Annotated in this window: 26 protein-coding genes; 7 read left to right on the forward strand and 19 right to left on the reverse strand. The window is 73.2% G+C overall.

Going from position 1 to position 25,510, the window contains the following annotated elements; genetic code table 11:
* Nucleotide 1: 1 nt before the first annotated feature.
* Nucleotides 2-1,177: a hypothetical protein gene (locus ACZ5GH_RS11820; protein ID WP_464334232.1), complete on the forward strand. Its 1,176-nt coding sequence runs from the start codon at nt 2-4 to the stop codon at nt 1,175-1,177.
* 99 nt (nt 1,178-1,276) lie between these two features.
* Here ACZ5GH_RS11820 and ACZ5GH_RS11825 read toward each other — a convergent pair whose 3' ends face one another.
* Nucleotides 1,277-2,659 (reverse strand): glycine--tRNA ligase, encoded by a 1,383-nt coding sequence (locus ACZ5GH_RS11825; RefSeq protein ID WP_224279482.1) that lies wholly within the window; start codon nt 2,657-2,659, stop codon nt 1,277-1,279.
* Between the two features lie 194 nt (nt 2,660-2,853).
* On the opposite strand from ACZ5GH_RS11825, the gene ACZ5GH_RS11830 reads away from it, so the two are divergent.
* From ACZ5GH_RS11830 to ACZ5GH_RS11845, 4 genes are read left to right on the forward strand one after another with little or no spacing between them, the layout of a single operon-like run.
* Nucleotides 2,854-3,942: a metal ABC transporter substrate-binding protein gene (locus tag ACZ5GH_RS11830; protein WP_387749259.1), complete on the forward strand. Its 1,089-nt coding sequence runs from the start codon at nt 2,854-2,856 to the stop codon at nt 3,940-3,942.
* 14 nt (nt 3,943-3,956) lie between these two features.
* Nucleotides 3,957-4,721 (forward strand): metal ABC transporter ATP-binding protein, encoded by a 765-nt coding sequence (locus tag ACZ5GH_RS11835; RefSeq protein WP_387748333.1) that lies wholly within the window; start codon nt 3,957-3,959, stop codon nt 4,719-4,721.
* On the forward strand, nt 4,718-5,647 hold the full coding sequence (locus tag ACZ5GH_RS11840) for a metal ABC transporter permease (RefSeq protein WP_387748331.1): 930 nt from the start codon (nt 4,718-4,720) through the stop codon (nt 5,645-5,647). The genes ACZ5GH_RS11835 and ACZ5GH_RS11840 overlap by 4 nt, the downstream gene beginning before the upstream one ends.
* A 35-nt stretch (nt 5,648-5,682) precedes the next feature.
* Nucleotides 5,683-6,093, forward strand: a complete 411-nt coding sequence (locus ACZ5GH_RS11845) for a Fur family transcriptional regulator (RefSeq protein ID WP_049651097.1) — start codon at nt 5,683-5,685, stop codon at nt 6,091-6,093.
* Nucleotides 6,094-6,164: 71 nt separating this feature from the next.
* On the opposite strand, the gene ACZ5GH_RS11850 is transcribed toward ACZ5GH_RS11845, so the two are convergent.
* The 4 genes from ACZ5GH_RS11850 to leuA all read right to left on the reverse strand — a co-directional run bounded on the left by ACZ5GH_RS11850 (nt 6,165) and on the right by leuA (nt 10,666).
* Nucleotides 6,165-6,998: an isoprenyl transferase gene (locus ACZ5GH_RS11850; RefSeq protein WP_387748328.1), complete on the reverse strand. Its 834-nt coding sequence runs from the start codon at nt 6,996-6,998 to the stop codon at nt 6,165-6,167.
* 4 nt (nt 6,999-7,002) lie between these two features.
* The gene (gene recO, locus ACZ5GH_RS11855; RefSeq protein ID WP_401107739.1) at nt 7,003-7,749 is read right to left on the reverse strand and encodes a DNA repair protein RecO; all 747 of its coding nucleotides are present in this window, start codon (nt 7,747-7,749) and stop codon (nt 7,003-7,005) included.
* A 215-nt stretch (nt 7,750-7,964) separates the two neighbouring features.
* Nucleotides 7,965-8,630 carry a TerB family tellurite resistance protein gene (locus ACZ5GH_RS11860; protein WP_387748324.1) on the reverse strand — a complete coding sequence of 222 codons (666 nt, stop codon included), beginning with the start codon at nt 8,628-8,630 and terminating at the stop codon, nt 7,965-7,967.
* 239 nt (nt 8,631-8,869) lie between these two features.
* Nucleotides 8,870-10,666: a 2-isopropylmalate synthase gene (gene leuA, locus ACZ5GH_RS11865; protein WP_387748322.1), complete on the reverse strand. Its 1,797-nt coding sequence runs from the start codon at nt 10,664-10,666 to the stop codon at nt 8,870-8,872.
* A 342-nt stretch (nt 10,667-11,008) separates the two neighbouring features.
* On the opposite strand from leuA, the gene ACZ5GH_RS11870 reads away from it, so the two are divergent.
* Together ACZ5GH_RS11870 and ACZ5GH_RS11875 are read left to right on the forward strand one after the other, a co-directional pair.
* Nucleotides 11,009-12,049: a M4 family metallopeptidase gene (locus ACZ5GH_RS11870; RefSeq protein ID WP_464334233.1), complete on the forward strand. Its 1,041-nt coding sequence runs from the start codon at nt 11,009-11,011 to the stop codon at nt 12,047-12,049.
* Between the two features lie 129 nt (nt 12,050-12,178).
* Nucleotides 12,179-12,445, forward strand: coding sequence for a protealysin inhibitor emfourin (locus ACZ5GH_RS11875; protein ID WP_049651101.1), 267 nt, complete (start codon nt 12,179-12,181; stop codon nt 12,443-12,445).
* A gap of 64 nt (nt 12,446-12,509) precedes the next feature.
* Here the strand turns inward: ACZ5GH_RS11875 and ACZ5GH_RS11880 are convergent, their stop codons facing one another.
* The 14 genes from ACZ5GH_RS11880 to ACZ5GH_RS11945 all read right to left on the reverse strand — a co-directional run bounded on the left by ACZ5GH_RS11880 (nt 12,510) and on the right by ACZ5GH_RS11945 (nt 25,499).
* A complete protein-coding gene (locus ACZ5GH_RS11880) occupies nt 12,510-13,214 on the reverse strand; it encodes an alpha/beta fold hydrolase (protein ID WP_387748318.1) in 705 nt (234 codons plus the stop codon).
* A 130-nt stretch (nt 13,215-13,344) separates the two neighbouring features.
* Nucleotides 13,345-14,274 (reverse strand): GTPase Era, encoded by a 930-nt coding sequence (gene era, locus ACZ5GH_RS11885; RefSeq protein ID WP_030290771.1) that lies wholly within the window; start codon nt 14,272-14,274, stop codon nt 13,345-13,347.
* A gap of 73 nt (nt 14,275-14,347) precedes the next feature.
* Nucleotides 14,348-14,551 (reverse strand): hypothetical protein, encoded by a 204-nt coding sequence (locus ACZ5GH_RS11890; RefSeq protein WP_387748316.1) that lies wholly within the window; start codon nt 14,549-14,551, stop codon nt 14,348-14,350.
* Nucleotides 14,552-14,725: 174 nt separating this feature from the next.
* Nucleotides 14,726-15,079 (reverse strand): cytidine deaminase, encoded by a 354-nt coding sequence (locus tag ACZ5GH_RS11895; RefSeq protein WP_387748314.1) that lies wholly within the window; start codon nt 15,077-15,079, stop codon nt 14,726-14,728.
* Between the two features lie 28 nt (nt 15,080-15,107).
* Nucleotides 15,108-15,656, reverse strand: a complete 549-nt coding sequence (locus ACZ5GH_RS11900) for a DUF4383 domain-containing protein (protein WP_387748312.1) — start codon at nt 15,654-15,656, stop codon at nt 15,108-15,110.
* A 36-nt stretch (nt 15,657-15,692) separates the two neighbouring features.
* A complete protein-coding gene (locus tag ACZ5GH_RS11905) occupies nt 15,693-15,929 on the reverse strand; it encodes a hypothetical protein (protein ID WP_464334234.1) in 237 nt (78 codons plus the stop codon).
* Between the two features lie 33 nt (nt 15,930-15,962).
* The gene (locus ACZ5GH_RS11910) at nt 15,963-17,288 is read right to left on the reverse strand and encodes a hemolysin family protein (RefSeq protein ID WP_387748308.1); all 1,326 of its coding nucleotides are present in this window, start codon (nt 17,286-17,288) and stop codon (nt 15,963-15,965) included.
* A 19-nt stretch (nt 17,289-17,307) separates the two neighbouring features.
* Nucleotides 17,308-17,802, reverse strand: a complete 495-nt coding sequence (gene ybeY, locus ACZ5GH_RS11915; protein ID WP_030061268.1) for an rRNA maturation RNase YbeY — start codon at nt 17,800-17,802, stop codon at nt 17,308-17,310.
* A 14-nt stretch (nt 17,803-17,816) separates the two neighbouring features.
* Entirely contained in the window at nt 17,817-18,848 is a 1,032-nt protein-coding gene (locus ACZ5GH_RS11920; RefSeq protein WP_387749256.1) for a PhoH family protein, read from the reverse strand.
* A 356-nt stretch (nt 18,849-19,204) separates the two neighbouring features.
* On the reverse strand, nt 19,205-20,128 hold the full coding sequence (locus ACZ5GH_RS11925; protein ID WP_464334235.1) for a ribonuclease Z: 924 nt from the start codon (nt 20,126-20,128) through the stop codon (nt 19,205-19,207).
* A gap of 6 nt (nt 20,129-20,134) precedes the next feature.
* Nucleotides 20,135-20,488, reverse strand: a complete 354-nt coding sequence (locus ACZ5GH_RS11930) for a histidine triad nucleotide-binding protein (protein WP_387748304.1) — start codon at nt 20,486-20,488, stop codon at nt 20,135-20,137.
* 52 nt (nt 20,489-20,540) lie between these two features.
* Nucleotides 20,541-21,239, reverse strand: coding sequence for an RDD family protein (locus tag ACZ5GH_RS11935; RefSeq protein WP_387748302.1), 699 nt, complete (start codon nt 21,237-21,239; stop codon nt 20,541-20,543).
* Between the two features lie 119 nt (nt 21,240-21,358).
* The gene (locus ACZ5GH_RS11940) at nt 21,359-24,619 is read right to left on the reverse strand and encodes a S41 family peptidase (protein WP_387748300.1); all 3,261 of its coding nucleotides are present in this window, start codon (nt 24,617-24,619) and stop codon (nt 21,359-21,361) included.
* A gap of 130 nt (nt 24,620-24,749) precedes the next feature.
* Nucleotides 24,750-25,499: a 16S rRNA (uracil(1498)-N(3))-methyltransferase gene (locus ACZ5GH_RS11945; protein WP_387748298.1), complete on the reverse strand. Its 750-nt coding sequence runs from the start codon at nt 25,497-25,499 to the stop codon at nt 24,750-24,752.
* Nucleotides 25,500-25,510 lie beyond the last annotated feature (11 nt).

Genomic DNA, 25,510 nt, shown 5'->3' on the forward strand with positions numbered 1-25,510 from the left:
CATGCGCATGCGGCCGACGGCAGAATCCGCAGGCCAGCAGCCGGGGGGCGAGCAACAGGCCGACGAACTGCGAGCGGAACTGGACGAGTTACTCCGTGCGAGCCGCTACGCGAGCCAACGTGAACGACGTCTGAACGAGGCGGTCCGGGCCACCCCCGGCCGCCAGCGGCCGGACGGGGACCTGCTGCGGCAGCTCGCCCAGGCCCGCACCCTCCGCGAGGGCCTGGGTGCCCGCTGCCTCCAACTCAGCGACCAGCTGGAGGCGTTGGAGAGCCGGATCAGACACCAGCAGCAGCCACCGCCACCCGGACACGAGCAAGAGCAAGAGCAACAGCAAGAGCAGCAACAGCGACGACAACAGCAACAGCGGGCTTCGCGGCAGCAGTACCAGCAGCAGCCGGCGCAGCAGCAGGCCCCGCCACCGCCCGCCCGCCCCGACCTCGGCGCCCTCACCGAGCGGATCAACGCCCTCCACCGGTCCGGCTCCCTCACCGAGGCCACCGAGGTGATCGACGCGGCCGCCGCCCGCCTCGCCACCGCCGACGCCGCGCTGCTGGTGGGCATGCTGGCCCGGTACGGCCCGACCGGCGCCTCGCTCCACCTCGCCCGCGGCATCGCCCGGGCCGCCCCCGACCACTGCGTCGCCGTGCTCGCCGAGCTGCGCGAACTGGGCCTGGCCGAGGAGGCGGCCGAGGTGTTCCACGCCTTCTGGGGCTACCCGGCCGCCTCCGTCCCCGGTCTGCTCTCCGCGCTGGACCGGGCCGGACTGGCCGCCGACAGCGCGACACTGCTCTGGGAGTGGGGGTCGGCGCCGGTGCCCGAGCTGACCTCGCTGGCCGCCTGCCTCCAGCAGCACGGCCGGGCCGAGGACGTCCGGACCCTCCTGCGCCAGGCCGCCGGCCGCTCCACCGCCGACCTCGCCGACCTCGCGGCCGGCCTGCCGACCGTCCTCGCCACCCTCCTGCTGAACGAACTGGCCGTGCTGCGCCCGCCGGCCGAGGTGGTCCGGCTGGCCTCCGCCCTGAACGGCGCCGGCCACGCCGAGCTGTACGCGCAGTTGCTGGCCGCGATGCTCGCCGACGAGACCCGCCACCGCACCACCCTCGCCGCCCTGCGCACCGCCGGCCTGCCGACCCGCCCGCCAGCGGCCCCGCGCTCCCGCTGGGGATGGCGGTAGCCGGCAGCCGGCACCCGACCTGCCCGGAACACCGTCCGGAACGGCAAGGAGCCCTCGTCCGCCCCGACAGGGCGGACGAGGGCTCCGAGCGGGAACCTGCTAGCAGCCGATCAGCCGCGCGCCCAGGTACGCCTTGACCTGGTCCAGCGACACGCGCTCCTGCGACATGGTGTCGCGGTCGCGGACGGTCACCGCGTTGTCCTCAAGGGTGTCGAAGTCGACCGTGACGCAGAACGGCGTGCCGATCTCGTCCTGGCGGCGGTAGCGCTTGCCGATGGCGCCGGCGTCGTCGAACTCGACGTTCCACGCGGTGCGCAGGTCGGCGGCCAGGCCGCGGGCCTTCGGGGACAGCTCGGCGTTGCGCGACAGCGGCAGGACGGCGACCTTGACCGGGGCCAGGCGCGGGTCGAGCCGCATGCCGACGCGCTTCTCCATGACGCCCTTGGCGTTCGGCGCCTCGTCCTCGAAGTAGGCGTCGATCAGGAAGGCCAGCATGGCGCGGTTGAGGCCCGCCGCCGGCTCGATGACGTACGGGAAGTACCGCTCGCCGGACTCCTGGTCGAAGTACTTCAGGTCCTGGCCGGAGGCCTCGCTGTGCACCCGCAGGTCGTAGTCGGTGCGGTTGGCGACGCCCTCCAGCTCGGAGAACTCGCTGCCGCCGAAGTTGAAGCGGTACTCGATGTCCACGGTGCGCTTGGCGTAGTGGGAGAGCTTCTCCTTCGGGTGCTCGAAGAAGCGCATGTTCTCGGTGCGCAGGCCGAGGCCGACGTACCAGTCCCAGCGCTGCTGGAGCCAGTACTCGTGCCACTGCTCGTCCTCGCCCGGCTTGACGAAGAACTCCATCTCCATCTGCTCGAACTCGCGGGTACGGAAGATGAAGTTGCCGGGGGTGATCTCGTTGCGGAAGCTCTTGCCGGTCTGGGCGATGCCGAACGGCGGCTTCTTGCGCGAAGTGGTCTGGACTGCCTTGAAGTTGGTGAAGATGCCCTGGGCGGTCTCCGGGCGCAGGAACGCCAGGCCGCTCGCCTCCTCGGTGACACCGAGGTGGGTCTTCAGCATGCCCGAGAAGTCCTTGGGCTCGGTGAACTGGCCCTTGGTGCCGCAGTCGGGGCAGTTGACGTCCTTGAGGCCGTTCGGCGGCGGGAAGCCGTGCTTGGCCTCGTACTTCTCCTCCAGGTGGTCGGCCCGGTGGCGCTTGTGGCAGGAGAGGCACTCGGTCAGCGGGTCGTTGAAGGTGGCGACGTGGCCGGAGGCCTCCCAGACCTCGCGGGCGAGGATCACCGACGAGTCGAGTCCGACGACGTCCTCACGGGCCTGGACCATCGCGCGCCACCACTGGCGCTTGATGTTCTCCTTGAGCTCGACACCCAGCGGCCCGTAGTCCCAGGCGGCACGCGTGCCGCCGTAGATCTCGCTGCAGGGGTAGACGAAGCCACGGCGCTTGCTCAGGCTGACGATCGTGTCGATCTTGTCGGCGGCCACAGTGCTCTCTTCAGTACGTACGGCACGGTCAGGGCACGGCTGGTTGCGCGTACCCGAATACCTCAGGTTACCGGCCATACGGGTACGTGATTCAAATCGGTACGGTCCGGCCGCCCCCACCCTCCGTCACCTGCTGTTCACCCTTTCGAGTGATTTGACAATCATTTCCATGTGAGATGAGAATGATTGTCATGATGATCGGACTGCCTCGACTCGGACTCTCCCGCCGCGCCCGCCGCTCCCTGGCCTTCGGCACGACCGCTCTCGCCGCCTCCCTCGCCCTCACCGCCTGCGGAGGCAGCAGCAGCGCCGACAGCGGCAACGGTCGGCTGAAGGTCGTCGCGTCCTTCTATCCGATGGAGTTCCTGGCCCAGCAGATCGGCAAGGAGCACGTCGCGGTCACCGACCTCACCGCGGCCGGGGTCGAGCCGCACGACCTGGAACTCACCGCCAAGCAGGTGGGCACGGTCCAGAAGGCCGACGCGATCATCTACCTCAAGGGCCTCCAGCCCACCGTGGACCAGGCCGTCGCGCAGTCGTCCAGCAAGCACAAGGTCGACGCCACCGCAGCCAGCCCGCTGGTCGACCACCACCTCGACGAGGGCACCGAGGGCGAGGGCGAGGGCCACGGCGACGAGGGCCACAAGCACGAGGAGCCGGCCGGCGACCCGCACGTCTGGCTCGACCCGACCCGCTACGCGGCCATCGCCAAGAGCGTCGGCGACGAGTTCGCCAAGGCCGACCCGGCCCACGCCGAGGACTACCGGAAGAACACCGACGAGCTGGTCACCAGGCTCACCGCGCTCGACCAGGAGTTCCGGGCCGGGCTGAAGGACGCCGGGACCAGGACCTTCGTCACCAGCCACGCCGCCTTCGGCTACCTCGCCGACCACTACGGCCTGACCCAGGTCGCCATCAACGGCGTCGACCCGGAGTCCGAGCCCACCCCGGCCCGCCTCGCCGCGGTGCAGAAGGCCGCCAAGGACAACGGCGTCACCACGGTCTTCTTCGAGACCCTGGTCAGCCCCAAGCTCGCCGACACCGTCGCCAAGGACCTCGGCCTCAAGACCGCCGTCCTGGACCCGCTGGAGGGCGTCAAGGACCCGTCCAAGGACGACTACCTGACGGTCATGAAGCAGAACCTGGCCAACCTCCGGGCCGCCCTCGGCGCCCCGGCCACCCCCGCTCCGGCGGGCACCGCCCCGGCCGCCCCCGCCCCGACGGGCACCGCCCCTGCCGCGACCGCCGGGGCCGACGCCACCACCCCTGCCGCCACCAGCTGACGGGACCGAGCACCATGACCGACCCGATACCCCCGGCCGTCCGCCTCCGTGACGCCGTCGCCTCGCGCGGCGGCCGACCGGTGCTGCGCGGCGTCGACCTCACCGTCCGGCCCGGCGAGGTCGTCGCCCTGCTGGGCGCCAACGGCTCCGGCAAGTCGACCACCGTCAAGGCCGTGATCGGCTCCGTCCCGCTGGAACAGGGCACCCTGGAGCTGTTCGGCACCCCGTACGGCTCCTTCCGCGCCTGGCACCGGATCGGTTACGTCCCGCAGCGCACCACCGCCGCCTCCGGCGTCCCCGCCACCGTCCGCGAGGTGGTCTCCACCGGACGGCTGCCGCAGCACCGGCTGCTGCCCTTCCGCCGCCGGGACCGCGAGGCGGTGGACCGCGCACTGGCCGCCGTCGGCATGCTGGAGCGGGCCTCGGACGGCGTCGCCGACCTGTCCGGCGGCCAGCAGCAGCGGGTGCTGATCGCCCGCGCCCTGGTCGGCTCCCCCGACCTGCTGATCATGGACGAGCCGATGGCCGGCGTGGACGCCGCCAGCCAGCAGGTCCTCGCCGACACCCTGCGCGCCGAGGTCGGCCGGGGCGCCTCCGTCCTCCTCGTGCTGCACGAACTCGGGCCGCTGGAGCCGCTGATCGACCGCGCGGTGGTGCTGCGGGACGGCTGCGTCGCCCACGACGGCCCGCCCGTGCCGAACACCGGCCTGCACGCCCTGCCCGGCCACGACCACGTCCACCCGCACGCCGACCTGACCCCGCCGAGGCTGCTCGCATGACCGAGATGTTCTCCTACGACTTCATGCAGCGCGCCCTGCTCGCCGCCGTCCTGGTCGGGATCACCGCGCCCGCCGTCGGCATCTACCTGGTGCAGCGCCGCCAGGCGCTGATGGGCGACGGCATGGGCCACGTCGCGATGACCGGCGTCGGCCTCGGCTTCGTCTTCCAGACCAGCCCGGTCTGGATGGCCGTGCTGGTCTGCGTGCTCGGCGCCGTCACCATGGAGCTGGTCCGCTCGCGCGGCAACCAGCGCGGCGACATCGCCCTCGCGATGCTCTTCTACGGCGGCATGGCCTGCGGCAAGCTGCTGGTCTCGCTCTCCGCCCAGGCCGGGGCCGGCTCGCTGGAGAGCTACCTGTGGGGCTCGATCCTCACCGTCGCCCCCGCCGACCTGGCCGCCATCGCGGTGCTCGGCGCGGTGGTCGTCGCGGTCACCGTCGGCCTGCGCCGCCAGCTCTTCGCGATCTGCCAGGACGAGGACTTCGCCCGGGTCACCGGCGTGCCGGTGCGCACCCTCAACCTGCTGCTCGCGGTGATGGCCGCGGTCACCGTCACGGTCGCCATGCGGGTGGTCGGGCTGCTGCTGGTCAGCGCGCTGATGGTGGTCCCGGTGGTCGCCGCCCAGCAGCTCACCCGGTCCTTCGCCGCCACCCAGGCCGCCTCGATCGCGCTCGGCGTGGTGGTCTCGCTGGCCGGCGTCACCGGCTCCTACCACCTCGACGTGCCCTCCGGCCCGGCCATCGTGCTGCTCGCCATCGCGGTCTTCGCGGTGTTCAGCCTGCTCGCCGCGCCGCTCGCCCGCCGGCGCCACCGCGGCCCGGGCGAGCACGGGCCGCAGGTGTGCGACGTCGAACTGCCCGGACAGGCCGCCTCCGGGCCGTCCGGCCCGACCACCCCTGAGCGACGTGCGGGGCTGGCACAATGATGTGCGAGACGCCCACGACCCCAGGAGGACCCACGGTGACCACCGCAGGCCCGTCGCCGCGCGCCCGCTCGACCCGGCAGCGTGCCGCCGTCTCGGCGGCCCTGGACGAGATCGCGGACTTCCGCAGCGCCCAGGAGCTCCACGACCTGCTCAAGCACCGCGGGGACTCCGTCGGTCTGACCACGGTCTACCGCACGCTCCAGTCGCTCGCGGACGCCGGCGAGGTGGACGTGCTGCGCACGGCCGACGGCGAGGCGGTCTACCGCCGGTGCAGCAGCGGGCACCACCACCACCTGGTCTGCCGGCACTGCGGCGCGACCGTCGAGGTGGAGGGCCCCGCGGTGGAGCGCTGGGCCAACTCGGTCGCCGCCGAGCACGGTTTCAGCGACATCGCGCACACCCTGGAGATCTTCGGGACCTGCGCGGAGTGCGCCAAGAAGGTCTGAGTCCGGCTCGGACGACGGAAAGGACCCACCGGGAACAGCCCGGTGGGTCCTTTCCGTCGTCCGGTACGGCCTCAGCGCTGGGACGGCACCGGCGCGCCGACCTCGTTCGGGATCGCCCCGCCGAAGCGCCGGTCGCGCATCGCGTACTGCTCGCAGGCGCGCCACAGGTCACGGCGGTCGAAGTCCGGCCAGAGCACGTCCTGGAACACGAACTCGGCGTAAGCGGACTGCCAGAGCAGGAAGTTGGAGGTGCGCTGCTCGCCGCTGGGGCGCAGGAACAGGTCCACGTCCGGCATGTCCGGGTGGTACATGTACCGGGCCAGGGTCTTCTCGTTGACCTTCTTCGGGTCGAGCTTCCCGGCCGCCACGTCCCGGGCGATCGCCTGCGCCGCGTCGGCGAGTTCGGCCCGCCCGCCGTAGTTGACGCACATGTAGAGGGTGACGGCGTCGTTGCCCTTGGTCTGCTCCTCGGCGACCTGGAGCTCCTGGACGACGCTCTTCCACAGCTTGGGCATCCGGCCGGCCCAGCGGATCCGCACGCCCATCGCGTCCATCTCGTCGCGGCGGCGGGCGATGACGTCCCGGTTGAAGTTCATCAGGAACTTCACCTCGTCGGGCGAGCGCTTCCAGTTCTCGGTGGAGAACGCGTACAGCGAGATGTTCTTGACCCCGAGCTCGATGGCGCCCTTGAGGACGTCCAGCACCACGGACTCGCCGACCTTGTGGCCCTCGGTGCGGGGCAGCCCGCGCTCCTTGGCCCAACGGCCGTTGCCGTCCATCACGATGGCGACGTGGCCGGGGACCAGCTCGCCGGGGAGCTTCGGGGGCCGTGCGCCGCTGGGGTGCGGGGTCGGGGGGACGTACGTCCTCTGCTTGCCGCCGCCGAAGAGCCGTCGCGCTGCCATGTGCTCACTTCTCCACGTATCTCATCGAGCGGATTCCCCGCTCCAGGTGCCACTGCAGATAGGCCGCGACCAGGCCGCTGCCCTCCCGCCAGTACCGCGGCTCACAGGCGTCGGCCGTCTGCCAGTCCCCTGACAACAGCGCCCCGAGCAGTACCAGTGTCTCAGGGGAGGGTACGGCACATCCGGGCACTCGGCAGTCCCCGCACAGCACCCCGCCCGCGGGGAGGGAGAAGAAACGGTTCGGCCCCTCCAGGCCGCACTTGGCGCAGTCGGTGAAGCTCGCGCCGTACCCGTTCACCGCGAGCGAGCGCAGCAGGAAGGCGTCCAGCACCAGGTGCGACTCGTGCAGCCCGGCCGCCAGCACGCGCAGCCCGCCGACCAGCAGCAGGTACTGCTGGACGGCCGGCTCGCCCTCGTTCTCGGCGAACCGCTCGGCGGTCTCCAGCATCGCGGTGCCGGCCGTGTAGCGGCCGTAGTCGGTGACGATCGAACCGCCGTACGGCGCGATGGTCTCCACCTGGGTGCAGAGCGGCAACCCGCGGCCGACCAGCTCACTCCCCCGGCTGAAGAACTGCACGTCCACGTGCGAGAACGGCTCCAGGCGGGCACCGAACTTGGACTTGGTCTTCCGCACCCCCCGCGCGACCGCCCGCACCTTGCCGTGCTGGCGGGTCAGCAGGGTGATGATCCGATCGGCCTCGCCGAGCTTCTGCGCCCGCAGCACGACGCCGTCGTCCCGGAAAAGACTCATGGGGACCATTGTCCCCCACCCGCGCCCGGCGCCGGACAGCCGTGTTGCCCGCACCGGCGGCCGTGGGGGAGGCCCACAACGGTGCGGGTCACGGCGGGCCCGAGGTGGGGCGCAGGCCCGTTTTGTGGGGGATTCGAGATGGTCTACGGGGAGTCGGTCCACGGTGCTCGTGGACGGCCTACGGGTTCGCGGGCGGCCTTCGGGACGGAACGCCGCTACTTGTACGGCGCCCTGGTCGCCGCCTCCAGCAGCGCCCCGACCCGGGACTGCGGCAGGTCCAGGCAGCGCCCGACCGCGGCCAGCGCCTCGCGCTCCTGCGGCAGGTAGCGCCCGTCCGCCAGCGCGATGGCCGCGCCCTGCAGCAGCAACCGCTCGCGGCCCTGCCGGGCCAGGTGCGGGGTGAGCGGTTCGAGCACCGCGTGCAGTTCGACGGCCAGGCCGCCGGACATCCCGTGGGCCTCGTGGAGTTCACCGCCGAGCCCGGAGAGCGCGGCGAGCGAGGCCAGCACCTGGGCCTCGCCGCAGTCCTCGAACCCGGCCTCGCGCACCGCCGCGCAGGCCGCGTCGCGGGCCGCGCGGTGCGCGGTGCCGCCGGCCGCGAGCAGGGCCAGCGCGACGGTGTACTGGGCGTCCCGCAGCATCGCGCCGAGGCGCACGCAGGTGGGCTGCTCCAGGCTCTCCACGCCGTACCTGCCGTGGCAGCTGGTGCACTGCACACTGCCGATCACCGGGCCGAGCGGGGCCACCGGGGCCCCCAGCAACCGCAGCCACCGCCGGCCGTGCTGCCGGCGGTAGTTGCGGTCCCCGCCACAGCCCGGGCAGAAGAAGTCACCGAGAACGTCAGTCCGCCACCGCGGGCGAACACCCCACAACCTGGTCACGGCGCCACTCCCCAGACATGGCAGGCGGCCTGCTCGACGATGGGCAGGTCACGCGACCGGACACCGAGGCCGTCCCACCGACCCGGCTTTCCGGTGGATCGATGTTGCCACGGTTACCGGCACGTGTCAGTACCTCGAACGGCTTCCGATTCGAAAAAATGTGGCGCAGGCCACAACGGCAGGTGGACACGGCGAAGGGCCGCCCCGCGGGACGGCCCTTCGCACACCACCCGTTCGAATTAGCCCCGCTGCGAGCGGTTGACGGCGCTGATCATGGCCTTCAGCGAGGCCAGCACGGTGTTGCCGTCGATGCCCACGCCCCACAGCACCTTGCCGTCCACCGCGCACTCCACGTACGCGGCGGCCTGGGCGTCGCCGCCCTCGCTCAGCGCGTGCTCGGCGTAGTCCAGGACGCGCACGTCCACGCCGATCCGGGCCAGCGCGTCGGCGAAGGCCGAGACCGGGCCGTTGCCGGCACCGGTCAGCGTCACCGGCGCGCCGTCCACCAGGGCCTCGGCGGTCAGCGCGTCCCGGCCGTCCTCGGTGGTCAGGGTGCGCGAGCCGCTCAGCGAGATCCGGCCCCACGGGTTGTCGGTGGTCGGCAGGTACTCGTCCTCGAAGACCCGCCAGATCTCGGCCGGGCTGACCTCGCCGCCCTCGGCGTCGGTCTTGGCCTGGATGATCCGGGAGAACTCGATCTGCATCCGGCGCGGCAGGTCCAGCTTGTGGTCGTTCTTCAGCACGTACGCCACGCCGCCCTTGCCGGACTGGCTGTTGACCCGGATGACCGCCTCGTAGGTGCGGCCGACGTCCTTCGGGTCGATCGGCAGGTACGGCACGCCCCAGGCGTGCTCCTCCACCGGCACGCCCGCGGCCGCGGCGTCCGCCTCCAGGGCGTCGAAGCCCTTCTTGATGGCGTCCTGGTGCGAGCCGGAGAAGGAGGTGTACACCAGGTCGCCGGCGTACGGGTGGCGCGGGTGCACCTCCATCTGGTTGCAGTACTCGGCGGTGCGGCGCACCTCGTCGATGTCGGAGAAGTCGATCTGCGGGTCGATGCCCTGCGAGAACAGGTTCATCCCCAGCGTCACCAGGTCGACGTTGCCGGTCCGCTCGCCCTGCCCGAACAGGCAGCCCTCGATGCGGTCGGCACCCGCCAGGTAGGCCAGCTCGGCGGAGGCGACGGCGGTGCCGCGGTCGTTGTGCGGGTGCACCGACAGGCAGACGAACTCCCGGCGGGACAGGTGGCGCGACATCCACTCGAACTGGTCGGCCTGGACGTTCGGGGTGGCCCGCTCGACGGTGGCGGGCAGGTTCAGGATGATCTCGCGGCCCTCGCCCGGCTGCCAGACGTCCATGACCGCCTCGCAGACCTCCAGCGCGAAGTCCAGCTCGGTGTCGACGAAGATCTCCGGCGAGTACTGGTAGCCGAAGACGGTGTCGTCGCCCAGCAGCTTCTCCGCGTACTCCATCACCAGCCGGGTGCCCTCGGTGGCGATCGCCCTGGTGGCCGCCCGGTCGTTGCGGAACACCACCCGGCGGAACAGCGGCGCGGTCGCGTTGTACAGGTGGACGGTCGCCCGCGGGGCGCCGACCAGCGACTCCACGGTCTTCTCGATCAGTTCCTCGCGGGCCTGGGTCAGCACCGAGATGGTGACGTCCTCGGGGATCGCCCCCTCCTCGATCAGCGACCGTACGAAGGCGTGGTCGGTGGCCCCGGAGGACGGGAAGCCGACCTCGATCTCCTTGTAGCCCATCTTCACCAGCAGGTCGAACATCATGCGCTTGCGGGCCGGCGACATCGGGTCGATCAGCGCCTGGTTGCCGTCCCGCAGGTCGGTGGACAGCCAGCGCGGCGCCTTGGTGATCACCTGGTCCGGCCAGGTGCGGTCCGGCAGGTCGACGGTGCCGAACGGCTGGTAGCGCCCGTACCGCATGCCGGAGGAGTGCTGGCGCACCGAGGCGGCGGTGATCGGGGTGGGGCGGTCCACGAAGGGACGGCCGGCGGGGGCGGACACGGCGGAGTTCTGCTCGGTCATGGAGGTGACTCGGCTTCCTGTGATGCGTGGAGCGGGCGGGTCGGGGGTGGTCAACACCTGGTTGACACCGACTGGCCGGCCTCTGCTGCCGCTCGCGATACACCGTCGGATCGCCGATCGCGCGCACAGCACGTTCCCCGCGGCGAGGGTGCCGGCCCCAGTGGACTACAGGCCCTCGACGCGGCAGCTAAGAAGAAGCAGCCCGTTGCGCATGATGGCCCCAGCGTAACCCAGCGCCGCGCGCCCCCGAAGTGATCCGGGCTACCGTTCCACTCCTTGAGACACCGATCGGTCCCGACAAAGCTGGTGACAACCGGTCACCATGGCCTCACCCTGGGCGACATGACTGCAGCAGCACCGATCTGCACGATCGTCCCGCCGTACGTCCTGGACCGCCTCGCCGAGGCCGGTCACGAACCCGCCGCCCACTCCCTGGCCCTCGACGCCGCGCACCGCACGGCCCGACTCTCCCCCGCCCCGCCGGCGGCCGCCGTCCCGCCGGTCGCCGCCGCCCCGGGCCTGGACCGGGTGGTCTACGACGCCGGCCACGGCCAGCGGCTGCCCGGCCGCAGCGTACGCGGCGAGGGCGCGCCCGCGTCCTCCGACCGCTCCGTCAACCAGGCCTACGACGGCCTCGGCGCGACCTTCGCGCTCTACGCGGACGTCTTCGGCCGCCACTCGATCGACGACCGGAACCTGCGGCTGGACGCCAGCGTCCACTACGGCCGCAACTACGACAACGCCTTCTGGAACGGCCACCAGATGGTGTTCGGCGACGGCGACAACGTGGTGTTCGGCGACTTCACCGCCTGCGTCGACGTCATCGGCCACGAACTCACCCACGGCGTCACCCAGTTCACCGCCGGGCTGGACTACCAGGACCAGCCCGGCGCGCTCAACGAGTCGGTCTCCGACGTCTTCGGCTCGCTGGTCAAGCAGTACGCGCTGCACCAGGGCGCCGCCGACGCCGACTGGCTGATCGGCGCCGGGCTGCTCGCCCCGGGCGTCCAGGGCGTGGCGCTGCGCTCGATGAAGGCGCCCGGCACCGCCTACGACGACCCGCAGCTCGGCAAGGACCCGCAGCCCGCGCACATGCGGGACTACGTGAACACCACCCGGGACAACGGCGGGGTGCACATCAACTCCGGCATCCCCAACCACGCGTTCTACCTGCTGGCCACCGCGCTCGGCGGCTCGTCCTGGGAGCGCGCGGGGCGGATCTGGTACGACGCCCTGACCGGGGGCGCGCTGCCCGCCGACGCCGACTTCACCGCCTTCGCCCGGGCCACCGTGGCCGCCGCCGGGGCCCGCTACCCCGACGACCGGTCGGTCGCGGACACCGTCACGGCGTCCTGGGCCCAGGTCGGGATCAGCCCGACCTGACCTCCGGCGCCGGTCCGGGGCGGCGGGGGGCGCGCCTGAAGGGTGGTTGAGACCGGGTTGAGGCGGGCTTAAGGTCACGGTCCGGGAAAAGCCCGGCAAACCCCCTCCCTGCGTAGCACCATGGACACCATGCGCATCCAGGTGACCCGGACCGGCGGCTTCGCGGGGATCGTCCGCCAGGCGGAGATCGACACCGCCGACCGCACGGACGCCCCGCACGTGCACGCACTCGCCCGCGAGGCCGTCGCGGGCGGGCTGCGCGCGCCCTCGTACGGGGTGCCGGACGGCTTCCACTACGAGATCACCGTCGACGGCCGGTCGGTGTACTGCGCCGACCCGAAGCTCACCGACTCGCAGCGGGAGCTGGTCTCCCTGGTGCTGCGCGAGGGCGCCTAGCACCCGGCGCGACGGCGCGTCGCACCCCGGCGCGAGGGCGCTCAGCACCAGGGAGCCCCGGCGGTCAGAGCCAGCCGTCGAGCGCGGCCAGGAAGCCGGCCGGGTCGTCCCGGTGGACGGTGTGGCCCGTGCCGGGGACGGTGCGCACCTCGAAGCCCCGGGCGCGCAGTGCCTCGGCGCTCGCCGCGTCCACCAGCAGGCTGCGGTCGGCCAGCACCACCAGCGAGGGCACCGCCGGCCGGGCCGGCAGGTCCGAGCCGCGTTCGGCCATGGCCTGCGCCGAGTCCGGGTCCCAGGCGGCCACGGCGGCGAGTTCGGCGTCCACGTCGGCCGGTTCCCACTTGGGGCTGAGCGCGACGACCTGCTCCCGGGTGAGGTGCCTCAGCTCCGCCATCACCCGCGGGTCCATGCCGGACTGGGCGAACCGCCAGGCCGGGTCGACGTACACCGCGCGGGCCGGCTTGAGCCGCTCGACCGCGTCGGCCAGCGCGATGCCGCCCAGCGAGTGGCCGATGGCCAGCTCCGGTCCGGCCGGCACGGTCTCCAGCAGGTCCTCGGCGTACGCCTCCAGCGGGTAGCGCTCCAGCGGGCTCGCGCCGGTGCCGCGCGGGCTGGCGCCGTGCCCGCGCAGGTCGACGGCGACCACCCGGTAGCCCCGCTCGGCCAGCGCCGGGCCGACCAGCCGCCAGGTCCGGTGGTCGGACATGATGCCGTGCACCAGCACGGCCAGCCGGTCCCCGCTGCCCCACTCCCGGGTGTGCAACTTCATCGCGGTGTTCCCCTTCTGACGTCGCGTACGGCCGGGCCACGGCGAAGGCCCGCCCGGACGCACAACGTCCGGACGGGCCCCAGGCCTCCCGGCGGCGCGGACTCCCGCGCCCCGGGCTCGGATTCCGGGCTCAGAAGCCCAGCTTGCGCAGCTGCTTGGGGTCGCGCTGCCAGTCCTTGGCGACCTTGACGTGCAGGTCCAGGTAGACCGGCGTGCCGAGCAGCGCCTCGATGTGCTTGCGGGCGGTGGTGCCGACGTGCTTGAGCCGCGAGCCCTTGGCGCCGATCACGATCGCCTTCTGGCTCTGCCGCTCGATGTAGACGTTGGCGTGGATGTCCAGCAGCGGGCGGTCCGCCGGGCGGCCCTCGCGCGGCAGCATCTCCTCGACCACCACGGCCAGCGAGTGCGGGAGTTCGTCGCGCACGCCCTCCAGCGCGGCCTCGCGGATCAGCTCGGCGACCATGATCTGCTCGGGCTCGTCGGTGAGGTCGCCCTCCGGGTAGAGCTGGTCGCCCTCCGGCAGCAGCTTGGTGAGCAGGTCGGCGACCAGCTCCACCTGCTTGTCGCCCACCGCGGAGACCGGGATGATCTCGGCCCACTCGAAGCCCAGCTCGACGCCGAGCTGCTGGATGGCGATGAGCTGTTCGGCCAGGCGCTTGGAGTCGACCAGGTCGGTCTTGGTGACGATGGCGACCTTCGGGGTCTTCTTGATCCCGGCGATCTCCTTGGCGATGAACTTGTCGCCGGGGCCGATCTTCTGGTCGGCGGGCAGGCAGAAGCCGATCACGTCGACCTCGGCCCAGGTGGTGCGGACCAGGTCGTTGAGGCGCTCGCCGAGCAGGGTGCGCGGCTTGTGCAGACCGGGGGTGTCGACCAGCACGAGCTGGGCGTCCGGGCGGTGCACGATGCCGCGCACGGTGTGCCGGGTGGTCTGCGGGCGGTCGGAGGTGATCGCGACCTTCGTCCCCACCAGGGCGTTGGTCAGGGTCGACTTGCCCGCGTTGGGCCGGCCGACGAAGCACGCGAACCCGGAGCGGTACGAGGAGGAAGGGGCATTCATGGGCTCCATTCTCCCTGATCACCGGAGCCCCGCTGTCCGGGCCCACCCCCCGGGGGCGCCCGGGGGGGGGCGCTCAGCCCTTCTTCCCGCCCTTCCCGCCGGTGCCGTCGGTGGGGATCAGCGAGACCACCACCAGCACCAGCAGGAAGCCGAGCGAGCCGAACAGCCAGACCTCCGACCCGGTCTCCTGCCACTTGCCCAGCCCCATCACGAACAGCAGCAGCCCGGCGAAGAACGCCACCGCCCCCATGCCCCCAGCCCCCTCAGCGAGTCCCACTCCCCCGGTGAGATTATCCGCCGCCGGACCTGGCCGGGACCGTGCCGGGCGGTACCGCCGCCGAGGGCCCGCCCCGGGCCCCGGCCGGCCCTCGGCAGCCACGACGCCGGCCCCTCGCCGGCCCCGCACCGGGCCCCGGCACCAGCCCCGTACGGGCCCTCGCCGGGGACGGTCTCAGCGCGCCTCGGCGGACACCCGCAGCGTCCCGTCCGGCCCGGCCAGCAGCACCGGCGTCCCGGCCCCGCCCAGGTCCCGCACGGCCGCGAGGTCCGCCTCGGCGGGCTGCTGCGCCTCGCTCACCACGGCCGCCGCCTCCAGCGACCGGGCGCCGCTGGCCACCGCCATCGCCACCGCCGTCTGCAGGGCGCTCAGCCGCAGCGACTCCAGCGCGACCGTCCCGGCCACGTAGGTGCGTCCGGTCTCGTCACGCACCGCGGCCCCCTCGGCGACGCCGTTGCGGGCGCGGGCCGAGCGGGCCAGGGTGATGATCTTCTTGTCTTCGGGGTCGAGCTCGACGATGTCACTCATGCCGCCGAGCATAGGCACCCGGCGCCGGTCAGTGGCCGACCGGGTGGGTCCGCCCCGGGTTCGGCCTGAGGACCTTCACGAAGGTCTTCGGCCCGGTCGGCAGCGGCTCCTCCTGCTCGACGCGCTCGCGCCAGAACGGGTTGTCGTGCGGCAGGTGGCTGCTCACCCGGCCGTACATCCCGAAGGTCGTCAGGACGATTCCGAAGACGAACGCGAACAGCACGTTCGACATCCGGAAGTTGAGGATGTTCGCGTCCGGCCGCCCGAGCACCGTCAGCCCGTAGAAGCCGGACAGGACGAACAGCACGCCCGCCGCCATGTTGAGGTTGGACGCGAAGTTCCCGCCGATCACCGCCCCCAGCACCAGGATCGCGCCCACCACGATGGACAGGATGCTCAGCGCCCCGTTGGTCGACAGCCCGGCGATCCGGTCACCGTGGGTGGCCAGGAAGCCGGGGTGGTCGGCCAGCCCCAGGCATCCGAACACGATCAGGAAGATCCCCCCCAGCCCCGCTCCGATCCGCCACACCAGGGCGAGTCGGCGGTCGACGGGCTTCAGCGAGTCTTGCAGCTTCATGGCGGCCTCCAGAGCCCGGCCGTGGTCCGGCCGTGCCTAGCTGTAGGGATGGAGCTTCTCCATGTGCGGCGTCTCGTGCATGTAGAGCGAGCCGCACTGCTGGCAGCAGCGCAGCCCGGTGCCCCACTCCTGCTCGGGCCGCGTCTCGGCGTCGTCGGACACCGTCCGGCCGCAGAGCGCCGTCGACAGGTCCTCGTCCCGCACCACGTGCCAGGACTTGACTCCGCCGGCCGCCCCCTGCGGGCCGTACTCCGCGCGAAGTTTGTGCGTCATGCCCTCCATGGTCGCTCGGCGACCGCCCACCCGCTACTCGCCCGCCGGGACCCCGGCCCCGTCGGTGCCCCGGACGGGGGCGGCGACCATGGAGCCGATCCGGTTGCGGCGGCCGGCCGAGGACTCGGCGGTCAGCAGGATGCCGGTCAGGCCGCCGTCGACCGGCTCGGGCAGCGGGATCTCGCAGGACGAGCCGGGGATCGGCACCCGGCCCAGGTGCTTGGCCAGCAGGCCGCCGACGGTCTCGACGTCCTCGTCCTCCAGCTCGATGCCGAACAGCTCGCCCAAGTCCTCCACCAGCAGCCGGGCGGTGATCCGGTACGAGCCGTCGCCGAGGTCCTCCACCGGGGCGATCTCCCGGTCGTACTCGTCGGTGATCTCGCCGACGATCTCCTCCAGGATGTCCTCGATGGTGACCAGGCCGGCCGTGCCGCCGTACTCGTCGATCACGATCGCCACGTGCGAACGGCGCTGCTGCATCTCGCGCAGCAGGTCGCCGGCCGGCTTGGAGTCCGGGACGAAGACGGCCGGGCGCATCACCGCGCCGACCTCCTCGGACTCCGCCTCCCGGTTGATGTGGGTGCGCCGCACCAGGTCCTTGAGGTAGACGATGCCGACCACGTCGTCCTCGCTGTCGCCGACCACCGGAATCCGCGAGAAGCCCGAACGCAGGGCCAGGGTGAGCGCCTGCCGGACGGTCTTGTGCCGCTCGATCATCACCAGGTCGGTGCGCGGCACCATCACCTCGCGCACGATGGTGTCGCCCAGCTCGAAGACCGAGTGCACCATCCGGCGCTCCTCGTCCTCGATCAGGTCGTCCTTCTCGGCGAGGTCCACCAGGGACCGCAGCTCCGCCTCGGAGGCGAACGGGCCCTCCCGGTAGCCCTTGCCCGGGGTCAGCGCGTTGCCGAGCAGGATCAGCAGCCGCGGGATCGGGCCCAGCACCGCCGCCAGCGGCAGCAGCACGAAGGAGGCCGCGGTCGCGGTGGTGAGCGGGTGCTGGCGCCCGATCGTGCGCGGCGAGACCCCCACCGCGACGAAGGACACCAGCACCATCACGCCGAACGCCAGCAGCACGGCCTGCCAGGTCGGGCTCACGTTGCGCACGCAGACCACGGTGACCAGGACGGCCGCCGCCATCTCGCTGGCCACCCGGATCAGGGTGGCCAGGTTGAGGTAGCGGATCGGGTCGGAGGCGACGGTCAGCAGCCGCGCGGAGCCGCGCCGGCCGCTGCGCACCGCCTCCTCCGCCCGGAACCGGGAGACCCGGGAGATGCCCGCCTCGGCGCACGCGGCCAGCCAGCCGAGCACGACGAGCAGCACGGCACCGAGGATGAAGCTCGTACTCTCACCACTCACAGGGGTTCGGGCTCCGCGCTCAGTGGGTGGTGGGGGCCGGGGAGATGCCGCCGAGGCCGCGGCCCGCCCGCCAGTCGTCCAGGATGCGCTTCTGGAGGGCGAACATCTCCTCCTCCTCCTCGGGCTCCTCGTGGTCGTAGCCGAGGACGTGCAGCACGCCGTGCACGGTGAGCAGTTGCAGCTCCTCGTCCATCGAGTGCTTGGAGGGGGCCGCCTTGCCCTGCTGCTCGGCGACCTCGGGGCAGAGCACGATGTCGCCGAGCAGGCCCTGCGGCAGCTCCTCGCCCTCCTTGCCGGGACGCAGCTCGTCCATCGGGAAGGACATCACGTCCGTGGGCCCGGGGAGGTCCATCCACTGGATGTGCAGCTCCTCCATCGCCGCACCGTCCACCAGGATCACGGACAGTTCGGACTGCGGGTGGATCCGCATCTTGTCCAGGGCGAAGCGGGCGACGTCGAGGATGGCTTCCTCGTCGGCGTCCCAACCGGACTCGTTGGCGATGTCGATCGACATGACGGGCTGTGTGCTCAGCTTTCGGTGCGATGGGACTGTCGGGGTGCGCGGGGCGCGGTGGCCTTGCCGGTGCGCCGCTGGGCGGGCTTGCGGGCCGCCGGTGCGGCGTCCTCGGCCTCCTGGCGGGCGTCCCAGCGCTCGTAGGCGTCCACGATCCGGCCGACCAGCTTGTGGCGGACCACGTCGGTGCTGGTGAGGACGGAGAAGTGGATGTCGGGCACGTCGGCCAGGATCTCCTGGACGACCTTGAGGCCGCTGCGGGTGCCGCCCGGGAGGTCGATCTGGCTGGTGTCGCCGGTGACCACCACCCGGGAGTTGAACCCGAGGCGGGTGAGGAACATCTTCATCTGCTCGGGCGAGGTGTTCTGGGCCTCGTCGAGGATGATGAAGGCGTCGTTGAGGGTGCGGCCGCGCATGTACGCGAGCGGGGCGACCTCGATGGTGCCGGCCGCCATCAGGCGCGGGATGGAGTCCGGGTCCATCATGTCGTGCAGCGCGTCGTACAGCGGGCGCAGGTACGGGTCGATCTTCTCGTAGAGGGTGCCGGGCAGGAAGCCCAGCCGCTCCCCCGCCTCGACCGCCGGACGGGTCAGGATGATCCGGTTGACCTCCTTGGCCTGGAGGGCCTGGACGGCCTTGGCCATCGCCAGGTAGGTCTTGCCGGTGCCGGCCGGGCCGAGGCCGAAGACGATCGTGTGCTTGTCGATCGCCTCGACGTAGCGCTGCTGGTTGAGGGTCTTCGGGCGGATCGTGCGGCCCCGGTTGGACAGGATGTTCGCGGTGAACACCTGGGAGGGCGCCGGGCTGTCCGGGTCCTGCTCCTGGCTGCGGAGCATGGCGATGGAGCGCTCCACGGAGTCCTCCGTCAGGGGCTGGCCGGTGCGCAGCACCAGCATCATCTCGTTCAGGAGCCGCTGGACGAGGGCGACCTCGGCCCGGGCCCCGGTGGCGGTCACCTCGTTGCCGCGCACGTGGATGTCGGCGGCGGGGAAGCCCCGCTCGATCACGCGCAGCAGCGAGTCCGCGGTGCCGAGCAGGGTGACCATCGGGTGCTTCTCGGGGATGACGATCCGGGTGCTGACGCGGCCGTCGTCGGCCGGTTCGGGGCGCGGCTGTCCGTTGGTACGGGTCTGCGATGTGTCACTCATAGGTCGGCGCTGGGGCCTGCCTCATCCCATCCGTGGTGTCGGGTGCCGCTCGGTGTCTCCGGGGCACCAGGGTACGCCGCGACCGTGATCGCCGTGGCGGGCGGCGGGGCCGCACCCGACGATGCTGCGGCAGTTCGCGGGCCGACGCGAACCCTTTTTCGGGCTGTTCACGACCTTCACAGCGCTCGCGGCGCGCCCGGTCTTCCCGACCCCGGCGCCGGGGGCGCTCGCGGCGGCCGCGGCGGTGGCGGCCGTCATGACGGGCGGCGGGCCGGGACGGGCACCCGGTCGAGGTCGGCGGCCAGCACCAGCTCCCCGTCGAAGTGCTTGCGGGCGTCGGCCAGGTGCTGGCCGAGGTCCGGGTAGCGCTGGGAGAAGTGGGTCAGCACCAGGGTGCGCACCCCGGCCTCGGCGGCGACCTTGGCCGCCTGCCCGGCGGTGAGGTGGCCGTGCTCCTCGGCGAGCCGGGCGTCGGCGTCGGTGAAGGTCGCCTCGACGACCAGCAGGTCGGCGCCCTCGGCGAGCGCGTGCACGCCCTCGCACAGCCGGGTGTCCATCACGAAGGCGAACTTCTGGCCCGGCCGCGGCTCGCTGACCTCGCCCAGGGTGACGGTGCGGCCGTCCACCTCGATCGCGCCCTCGTGCTGGAGGCGGCCCACCGCCGGGCCGCGCACGCCGGACGCGGCGAGCCGCTCCGGCACCAGCCGGCGGCCGTCCGGCTCGGACAGCCGGTAGCCGAAGGACTCCACCGGGTGGTCCAGCCGGACGGCGTCCAGCGCGAAGCGGGCGCCGGGCGCGGGCAGCGGCCCGGCCTCGTCGATCGGCCGGGGCCGCAGCACGGCCGTCTCGTGGTAGGCGGTGGAGTGCCGCAGCCGCTCGAAGTAGACCTCACCGGAGGCCGGGAAGTAGACGTCGACCGGGTGCGGGACCCGGTCCAGGTTGATCCGCTGGATCACCCCGGCGAGGCCCAGGCAGTGGTCCCCGTGGAAGTGGGTGACCGCGATCCTGGTGATCTGGGTGGCGGTGACCCCGGCGTGCAGCATCTGGCGCTGGGTGCCCTCGCCGGGGTCGAACAGCAGGCCCTCGCCGTCCCAGCGCAGCAGGTAGCCGTTGTGGTTGCGGTGCCGGGTGGGCACCTGGCTGGCGGTGCCGAGGACGACGAGTTCGCGCTGGGACACCCGCGGTCAGACCATGCGCTCGGTCATCGGCTTGCCGCCGAGCACGTGGACGTGCGCGTGGAAGACGGTCTGCCCGGCGCCCGCACCCGTGTTGAAGATCAGCCGGTAGTCCTCGATGCCCTCGTCCCTGGCCACCGCGCCCGCCTCGGCGAGCAGCTCGCCGGCGGTCTCCGGCTCGGCGGCGGCCAGCGCGGCCGCGTTCGGGTAGTGGACGTGCGGGATCACCAGCACGTGCACGGGCGCCTTGGGGGCGATGTCGCGGAAGGCGAGGATGCGCTCGGTCTTGCGCACCACGGTCGCCGGGATCTCGCCCGCCACGATCTTGCAGAACAGGCAGTCGGGCTGCGGCTCGCCGGCCATGGCTCTCTCCTCGGGATCGGTACGTCGGGTGGTGGGGCGGTACGGGCGCAGCCTAGCCGAGCCGGGCGACGGCCTGCTGGTACTCCTGGAGGTGCTTCCAGCGCACCGCGCGCATGCCGACGACGTCGCCGTCGTCGGTGTCGAAGTCCTCGGCGAGGAAGGCGACCGCGAGGATGACGAAGCCGAGCAGCCAGCGCCTGGTGAGCCGCCAGGTGTTCGGCCGCATCACGCCCTTGCGGCGCACCAGCCGCATCGCCATGATCCCCTTGCCCACGCTGAAGCCGGTCAGCCGGGCGAGCACCACCTGGTTGAGGAAGGACGTGCCGAGGCCGACCACCAGCAGCGCCACGAAGTAGGGCACCACCGGCCCGCCGCTCTGCACCGCGTGGCCGGCCATGTGCCGGGTCTTCGGGCGGCTGGCGGCGTTGGCGGCGACGAAGCCGAGGCCGACCGCGAACAGCCAGTCCAGCACGATCGCCAGGAACCGCCGGCCGCCGCCCGCCTCCTTGGGGCACGGCGGCAGTGCCGCCCGCCGCGGCTGCTCGGGCCGCGGGTGGGGGTTCGGGTACGGCTGGGCGTACCCCCGCGGCGGCTGGGCCTGCGGCGACGGGTAGCCGCCCTGCGGCGGGTACGGCTGCGGTGGGTACGGCTGGGCCGGCGGGTAGCCCTGCGGCCGCGCCGGCGGATGGGGCTGCGGCTGCTGTGCGTAAGGATTCTGGCCGTACTGCGGCGGCGGGTAGCCCTGCGCCATGTGGTTCCCCCGTGAGCTGTGGATCAAGAGCAGCCCCGCATCCTACCCACGCCCCGGGCTCCGGAGCAGGAGGTCGGACGGGCCGACTTCCCGCTCCGGAGCGCCGCCCGGCCGGCCGGTCAGAGCCAGGGCAGCGGCGGCGCCGTGCGGGCCGGGGTCTCGGCCAGCCCCGCCAGGGCGATCCGGACGCCCTCGGCCAGCTGCGGGTCCTCGCCGGCCGCCCAGTGGTGCGGGGCGAACGGCACCTCGACGTCCGGGTCGACCCCGTGGTTCTCCAGGCCCCAGCCGTAGTTCTCCAGCCAGAGCGCGTACTTGGGCTGGGTGACCAGGGTGCCGTCGACCAGCCGGTAGCGGCTGTCGATGCCGATCACCCCGCCCCAGGTGCGGGTGCCGACCACCGGGCCGATCCCGAGCGCCTGGACGGCGGCGTTGACCACGTCGCCGTCCGACCCGGTGAACTCGTCGGCGAGCGCGACCACCGGCCCGCGCGGGGCGTCCGCCGGATAGGGCACCGGGTGGTCGGTGTCCCGGATGACGTCCCAGCCGATGATCCGGCGGGCCAGCTTCTCGATCACCAGCTGCGAGGTGTGGCCGCCGCGGTTCCCCCGGACGTCGACGACCAGGCCCTCCCTGGCCATCTCGGTGCTCAGGTCGCGGTGCAGCTGCGCCCAGCCGGCCGTCTGCATGTCGGGCAGGTGGAGGTAGCCCAGCCGCCCGCCGGACAGTTCGCGCACCGCGGCCCGCCGCCCGGCCACCCAGTCGTGGTAGCGCAGCGCCTCCTCGTCGGCGAGCGGGACGACCACCGGGTGGCGCCGGTCGGTGCCGTCCTTCCCGGCCACGGTCAGCTCGACCGGCTGCCCGGCGGTGCCGGCCAGCAGCGGGGCCGGCCCGGTGACCGGGTCCACCGGGCGGCCGTTGACGGCGAGCAGCGCGTCGCCCGGGCGGATAGCGGCGCCGGGCGCGGCCAGCGGCGAGCGGGCCCTGGGGTCGGAGGACTCCCCGGGCAGGATCCGCCCGATCCGCCACCGCTCGCCGTCCCGGACCAGGTCGGCGCCGAGCAGGCCCTGGCGCCGGGCCGGCTCGGTGTACCGGCCGTACGGCATCACGTAGGCGTGCGAGGTGCCGAGTTCGCCGTGCACCTCCCAGAGCAGGTCGACCAGTTCGTCGTGCGAGCCGACCCGCTCGACCAGCGGCCGGTAGCGCTCCAGCACCCCATCCCAGTCGACGCCGGAGAGGTCGGGGCGCCAGAAGTTGTCCCGCATCAGCCGGCCGTTCTCGGCGTACATCTGCCGCCACTCGGCGGCCGGGTCGACGGTCACCCGCAGCCGGGCGAGGTCGACGGCGGTCTCCTCGTCGTCGCCGCCCTTGTGGTCGGCCGGGACGACCCGCAGCTCGCCCTCGTCCAGCACGGCCACCCGGGTGCCGTCCGCGCTGACCGCGAAGTCGTCCAGGCCGTGCACCAGCTGCTCGACCCGGCGCTTCCTCAGGTCGAAGCGCTCCAGCACCGGGCGGGGCCGGTCGTCGTCCAGGGACGCGGCCCCGTCGCCGAGTTCGCCGGTCAGCGGGGCCCTGGTCCAGAGCACGCCGTCCTTGGCCGCGGCCAGTTCCTCGAAGCGGCCGCCCTCGACCGGGAAGGGGACGATCCGGTCGGCGATGCCGTCCAGGTCCACCCTGGTCACCGGCGCGGCGCCGGCCGCCGCCTCCTCTCCGTCGGCCTTCCCGGCCTTCGGCTCGTCCTCCTCCCCGCCGAGCGGGCGCCCGGCCCGCTGCGGCCCGAACGGGGACGGCGTGTCGGCGGCCAGCGTGACCAGGTAGGGGCGGCAGCCGTTCGGGAAGGACAGGTCGAAGACGTGCGCGTCGTACACCGGGTCGAAGTTGCGCACCGACAGGAAGGCCAGGTAGCGGCCGTCCGCGGTGAAGGAGGGCGAGGTGTCCACGAAGCGCGGCTGGGTGACCTCGCCGACCGTCCGGGTGGCCAGGTTGGCCAGCACGATCTGGCGCAGCGAGTGCGGGCCCATCCCGCGCACCGGGCGCGACCAGGCCAGCCAGGCCGAGTCCGGGCTGAAGGCCGGCCCGCCGGGCTCGCCGTCGGCGCTGCGGTCCAGCTCGTGCACGGCGCCGTCGGCCAGCGTGACCAGCAGCAGCCGGCCGTCGTGCACGCCGAGCGCGGCCTGCTTGCCGTCCGGGGAGACCACCAGCGAGTTGACCCGGCCCAGCTGCCCCGCGGCGAGCCGGCGACGCTCCTCGCCGTGCAGGTCGGGGGCGAACTCCAGGGCGTCCTCGCCCTCGGCGTCGGTCACCCACAGCACGCCCTGGGCGCCGTCCTCGCCCGGCACCACCCGGACCAGGCGCCCGCGTACGCCCGGGGTCTCGTCCAGCACCCGGGCCGGGCCCTCGCGGTGGGTCAGCCAGTGCACGCTGCCGCGCACCACCACGGCGCTGCCCCGGCCGGTGCGGTCGGGGGCGACGGACTCCAGCCAGTGCGCGGCGGGCACCGGGCGGGGGCGGCGCCCGGCCCGGGGGCCGGCCAGCCGGACGTCCAGCCGGCGCGGCTCGGCGCCCTCCAGGTCGTCCAGCAGCCACAGGTCGCCGGCCCGGTGGAAGACCACCCGGGTGCCGTCGGTGGTGGCGTTCCGGGCGTAGAAGCCGTCGGGGTCGGTGGTGTGGCGGCGCAGGTCGGTGCCGTCCGGGCGGCTGGACCACAGCTCGCCGACGCCCTCGTGATCGGAGAGGAAGGCGATGCGCTCCCCGACCCAGAGCGGCGAGTCCAGCTGCCCGTCCAGCTCCGCGTGGACGCGGACGAACTCGTCCCGGCCGAGCCACAGCTTGCCGGCCCGCCCGCCCCGGTACCGCTTCCACCAGGCCGGGTCACGGCCGTTGACGCTGGCCAGCAGCACCCTCCCCCGGCCTTCGGCCGGGGGCGCCCCCATGTCGCCCGGCTCGAAGGCGATGCCGCCGACCGGCCCGTACGGCAGCCGCCGCGGCTCGCCGCCGTCCAGCGGCACGGCGTGCGCCCAAGTGCGGCGGAAGCCGGACTCGCCGGCGGCGGTGACCGCGATCGGGCGGCCGTCGGCGGCCCAGCCGAGCACCCGGGTCTGGTGGCTGCCCCAGTGGGTGAGCCGGCGCGACGGACCGCCGTCCACCGGCACCACGTGCACCTCGGGGGCGCCGTCCCGGGTGGAGGTGAAGGCGAGGTGCCGCCCGTCCGGGGAGAACCTCGGGTGGTGGACCGGCAGGTGGTCCGCCGTCAGCCGCCAGGCCCGGCCACCGTCCAGCGGGGCGAGCCAGAGGTCGTCCTCGGCGACGAAGGCGACCAGGTCGCCGTGCAGGTGGGGATGGCGCAGGTAGGCGCCGGCCGGGGTGCTCAGGGAGTCCGTCACCCGGCCAGCCTAGGCAGCCGCGCGTACGGTCCGCGCCGTTTTCGGCAGACTCCCGGCGCCGCCCGCGGACGGCCGTGACGCGCTCGCGCCGGGCGCCGTCCCGGGCGCCCCGGGCGCCCTGCGGGCGCGGTCAGGACCAGCGGCCGCTGCGCCCGAGCAGAAGTGCGCCGGCGGCCACCCCGGCGGTGGAGGTGCGCAGCACCGAGGGGCCCAGCCGGTACGGCTCGGCGCCCGCCTCGGCGAAGGCGGCCAGCTCCTCCGGGGAGACCCCGCCCTCGGGGCCGACCACCAGGACGATGTCCCCGGTCTCCGGCAGCCCGGCGTGCGCCAGCGGCTCGGCGCCCTCCTCGTGCAGCACGGCGGCGAACGCGGCCTGCGCCAGGACGGGGGTCAGCTGCCGGGTGGTCATGACGTCCCGGACCACGGGGAAGCGCAGCCGGCGGGACTGCTTGCCCGCCTCCCGGGCGGTGGCCCGCCACTTGGCGAGGGCCTTGCCGCCGCGCTCGCCCTTCCACTGGGTGATGCAGCGCGAGGCGGACCACGGGATCACCACGTCCACGCCGACCTCGGTCATGGTCTCCACGGCCAGCTCGCCGCGGTCGCCCTTGGGCAGCGCCTGGACGACGACGATCCGCGGCGCGGGCTCCGGCTCCCGGCGCACGGCGGCGACCGCCACGTCGATCTCGTCCTTGCCGAGCACCTCGGCGACCGTGCCGTCCACGCCGAGCCCCAGCCCGTCGGCCAGGGTCACCGCCTCGCCCGGCTGCAGCCGCTTCACCGCGGCCGCGTGGCGCCCCTCCGGGCCGTCCAGGCGCACCACGGCCCCGGGCACGGCGGCGGCGATCCGCTCGGTCTCGACGAAGAAGACGGGCGCGGTCATGGCGGGGACCT

It is taken from the genome of Kitasatospora sp. Xyl93 (genome assembly GCF_055383135.1).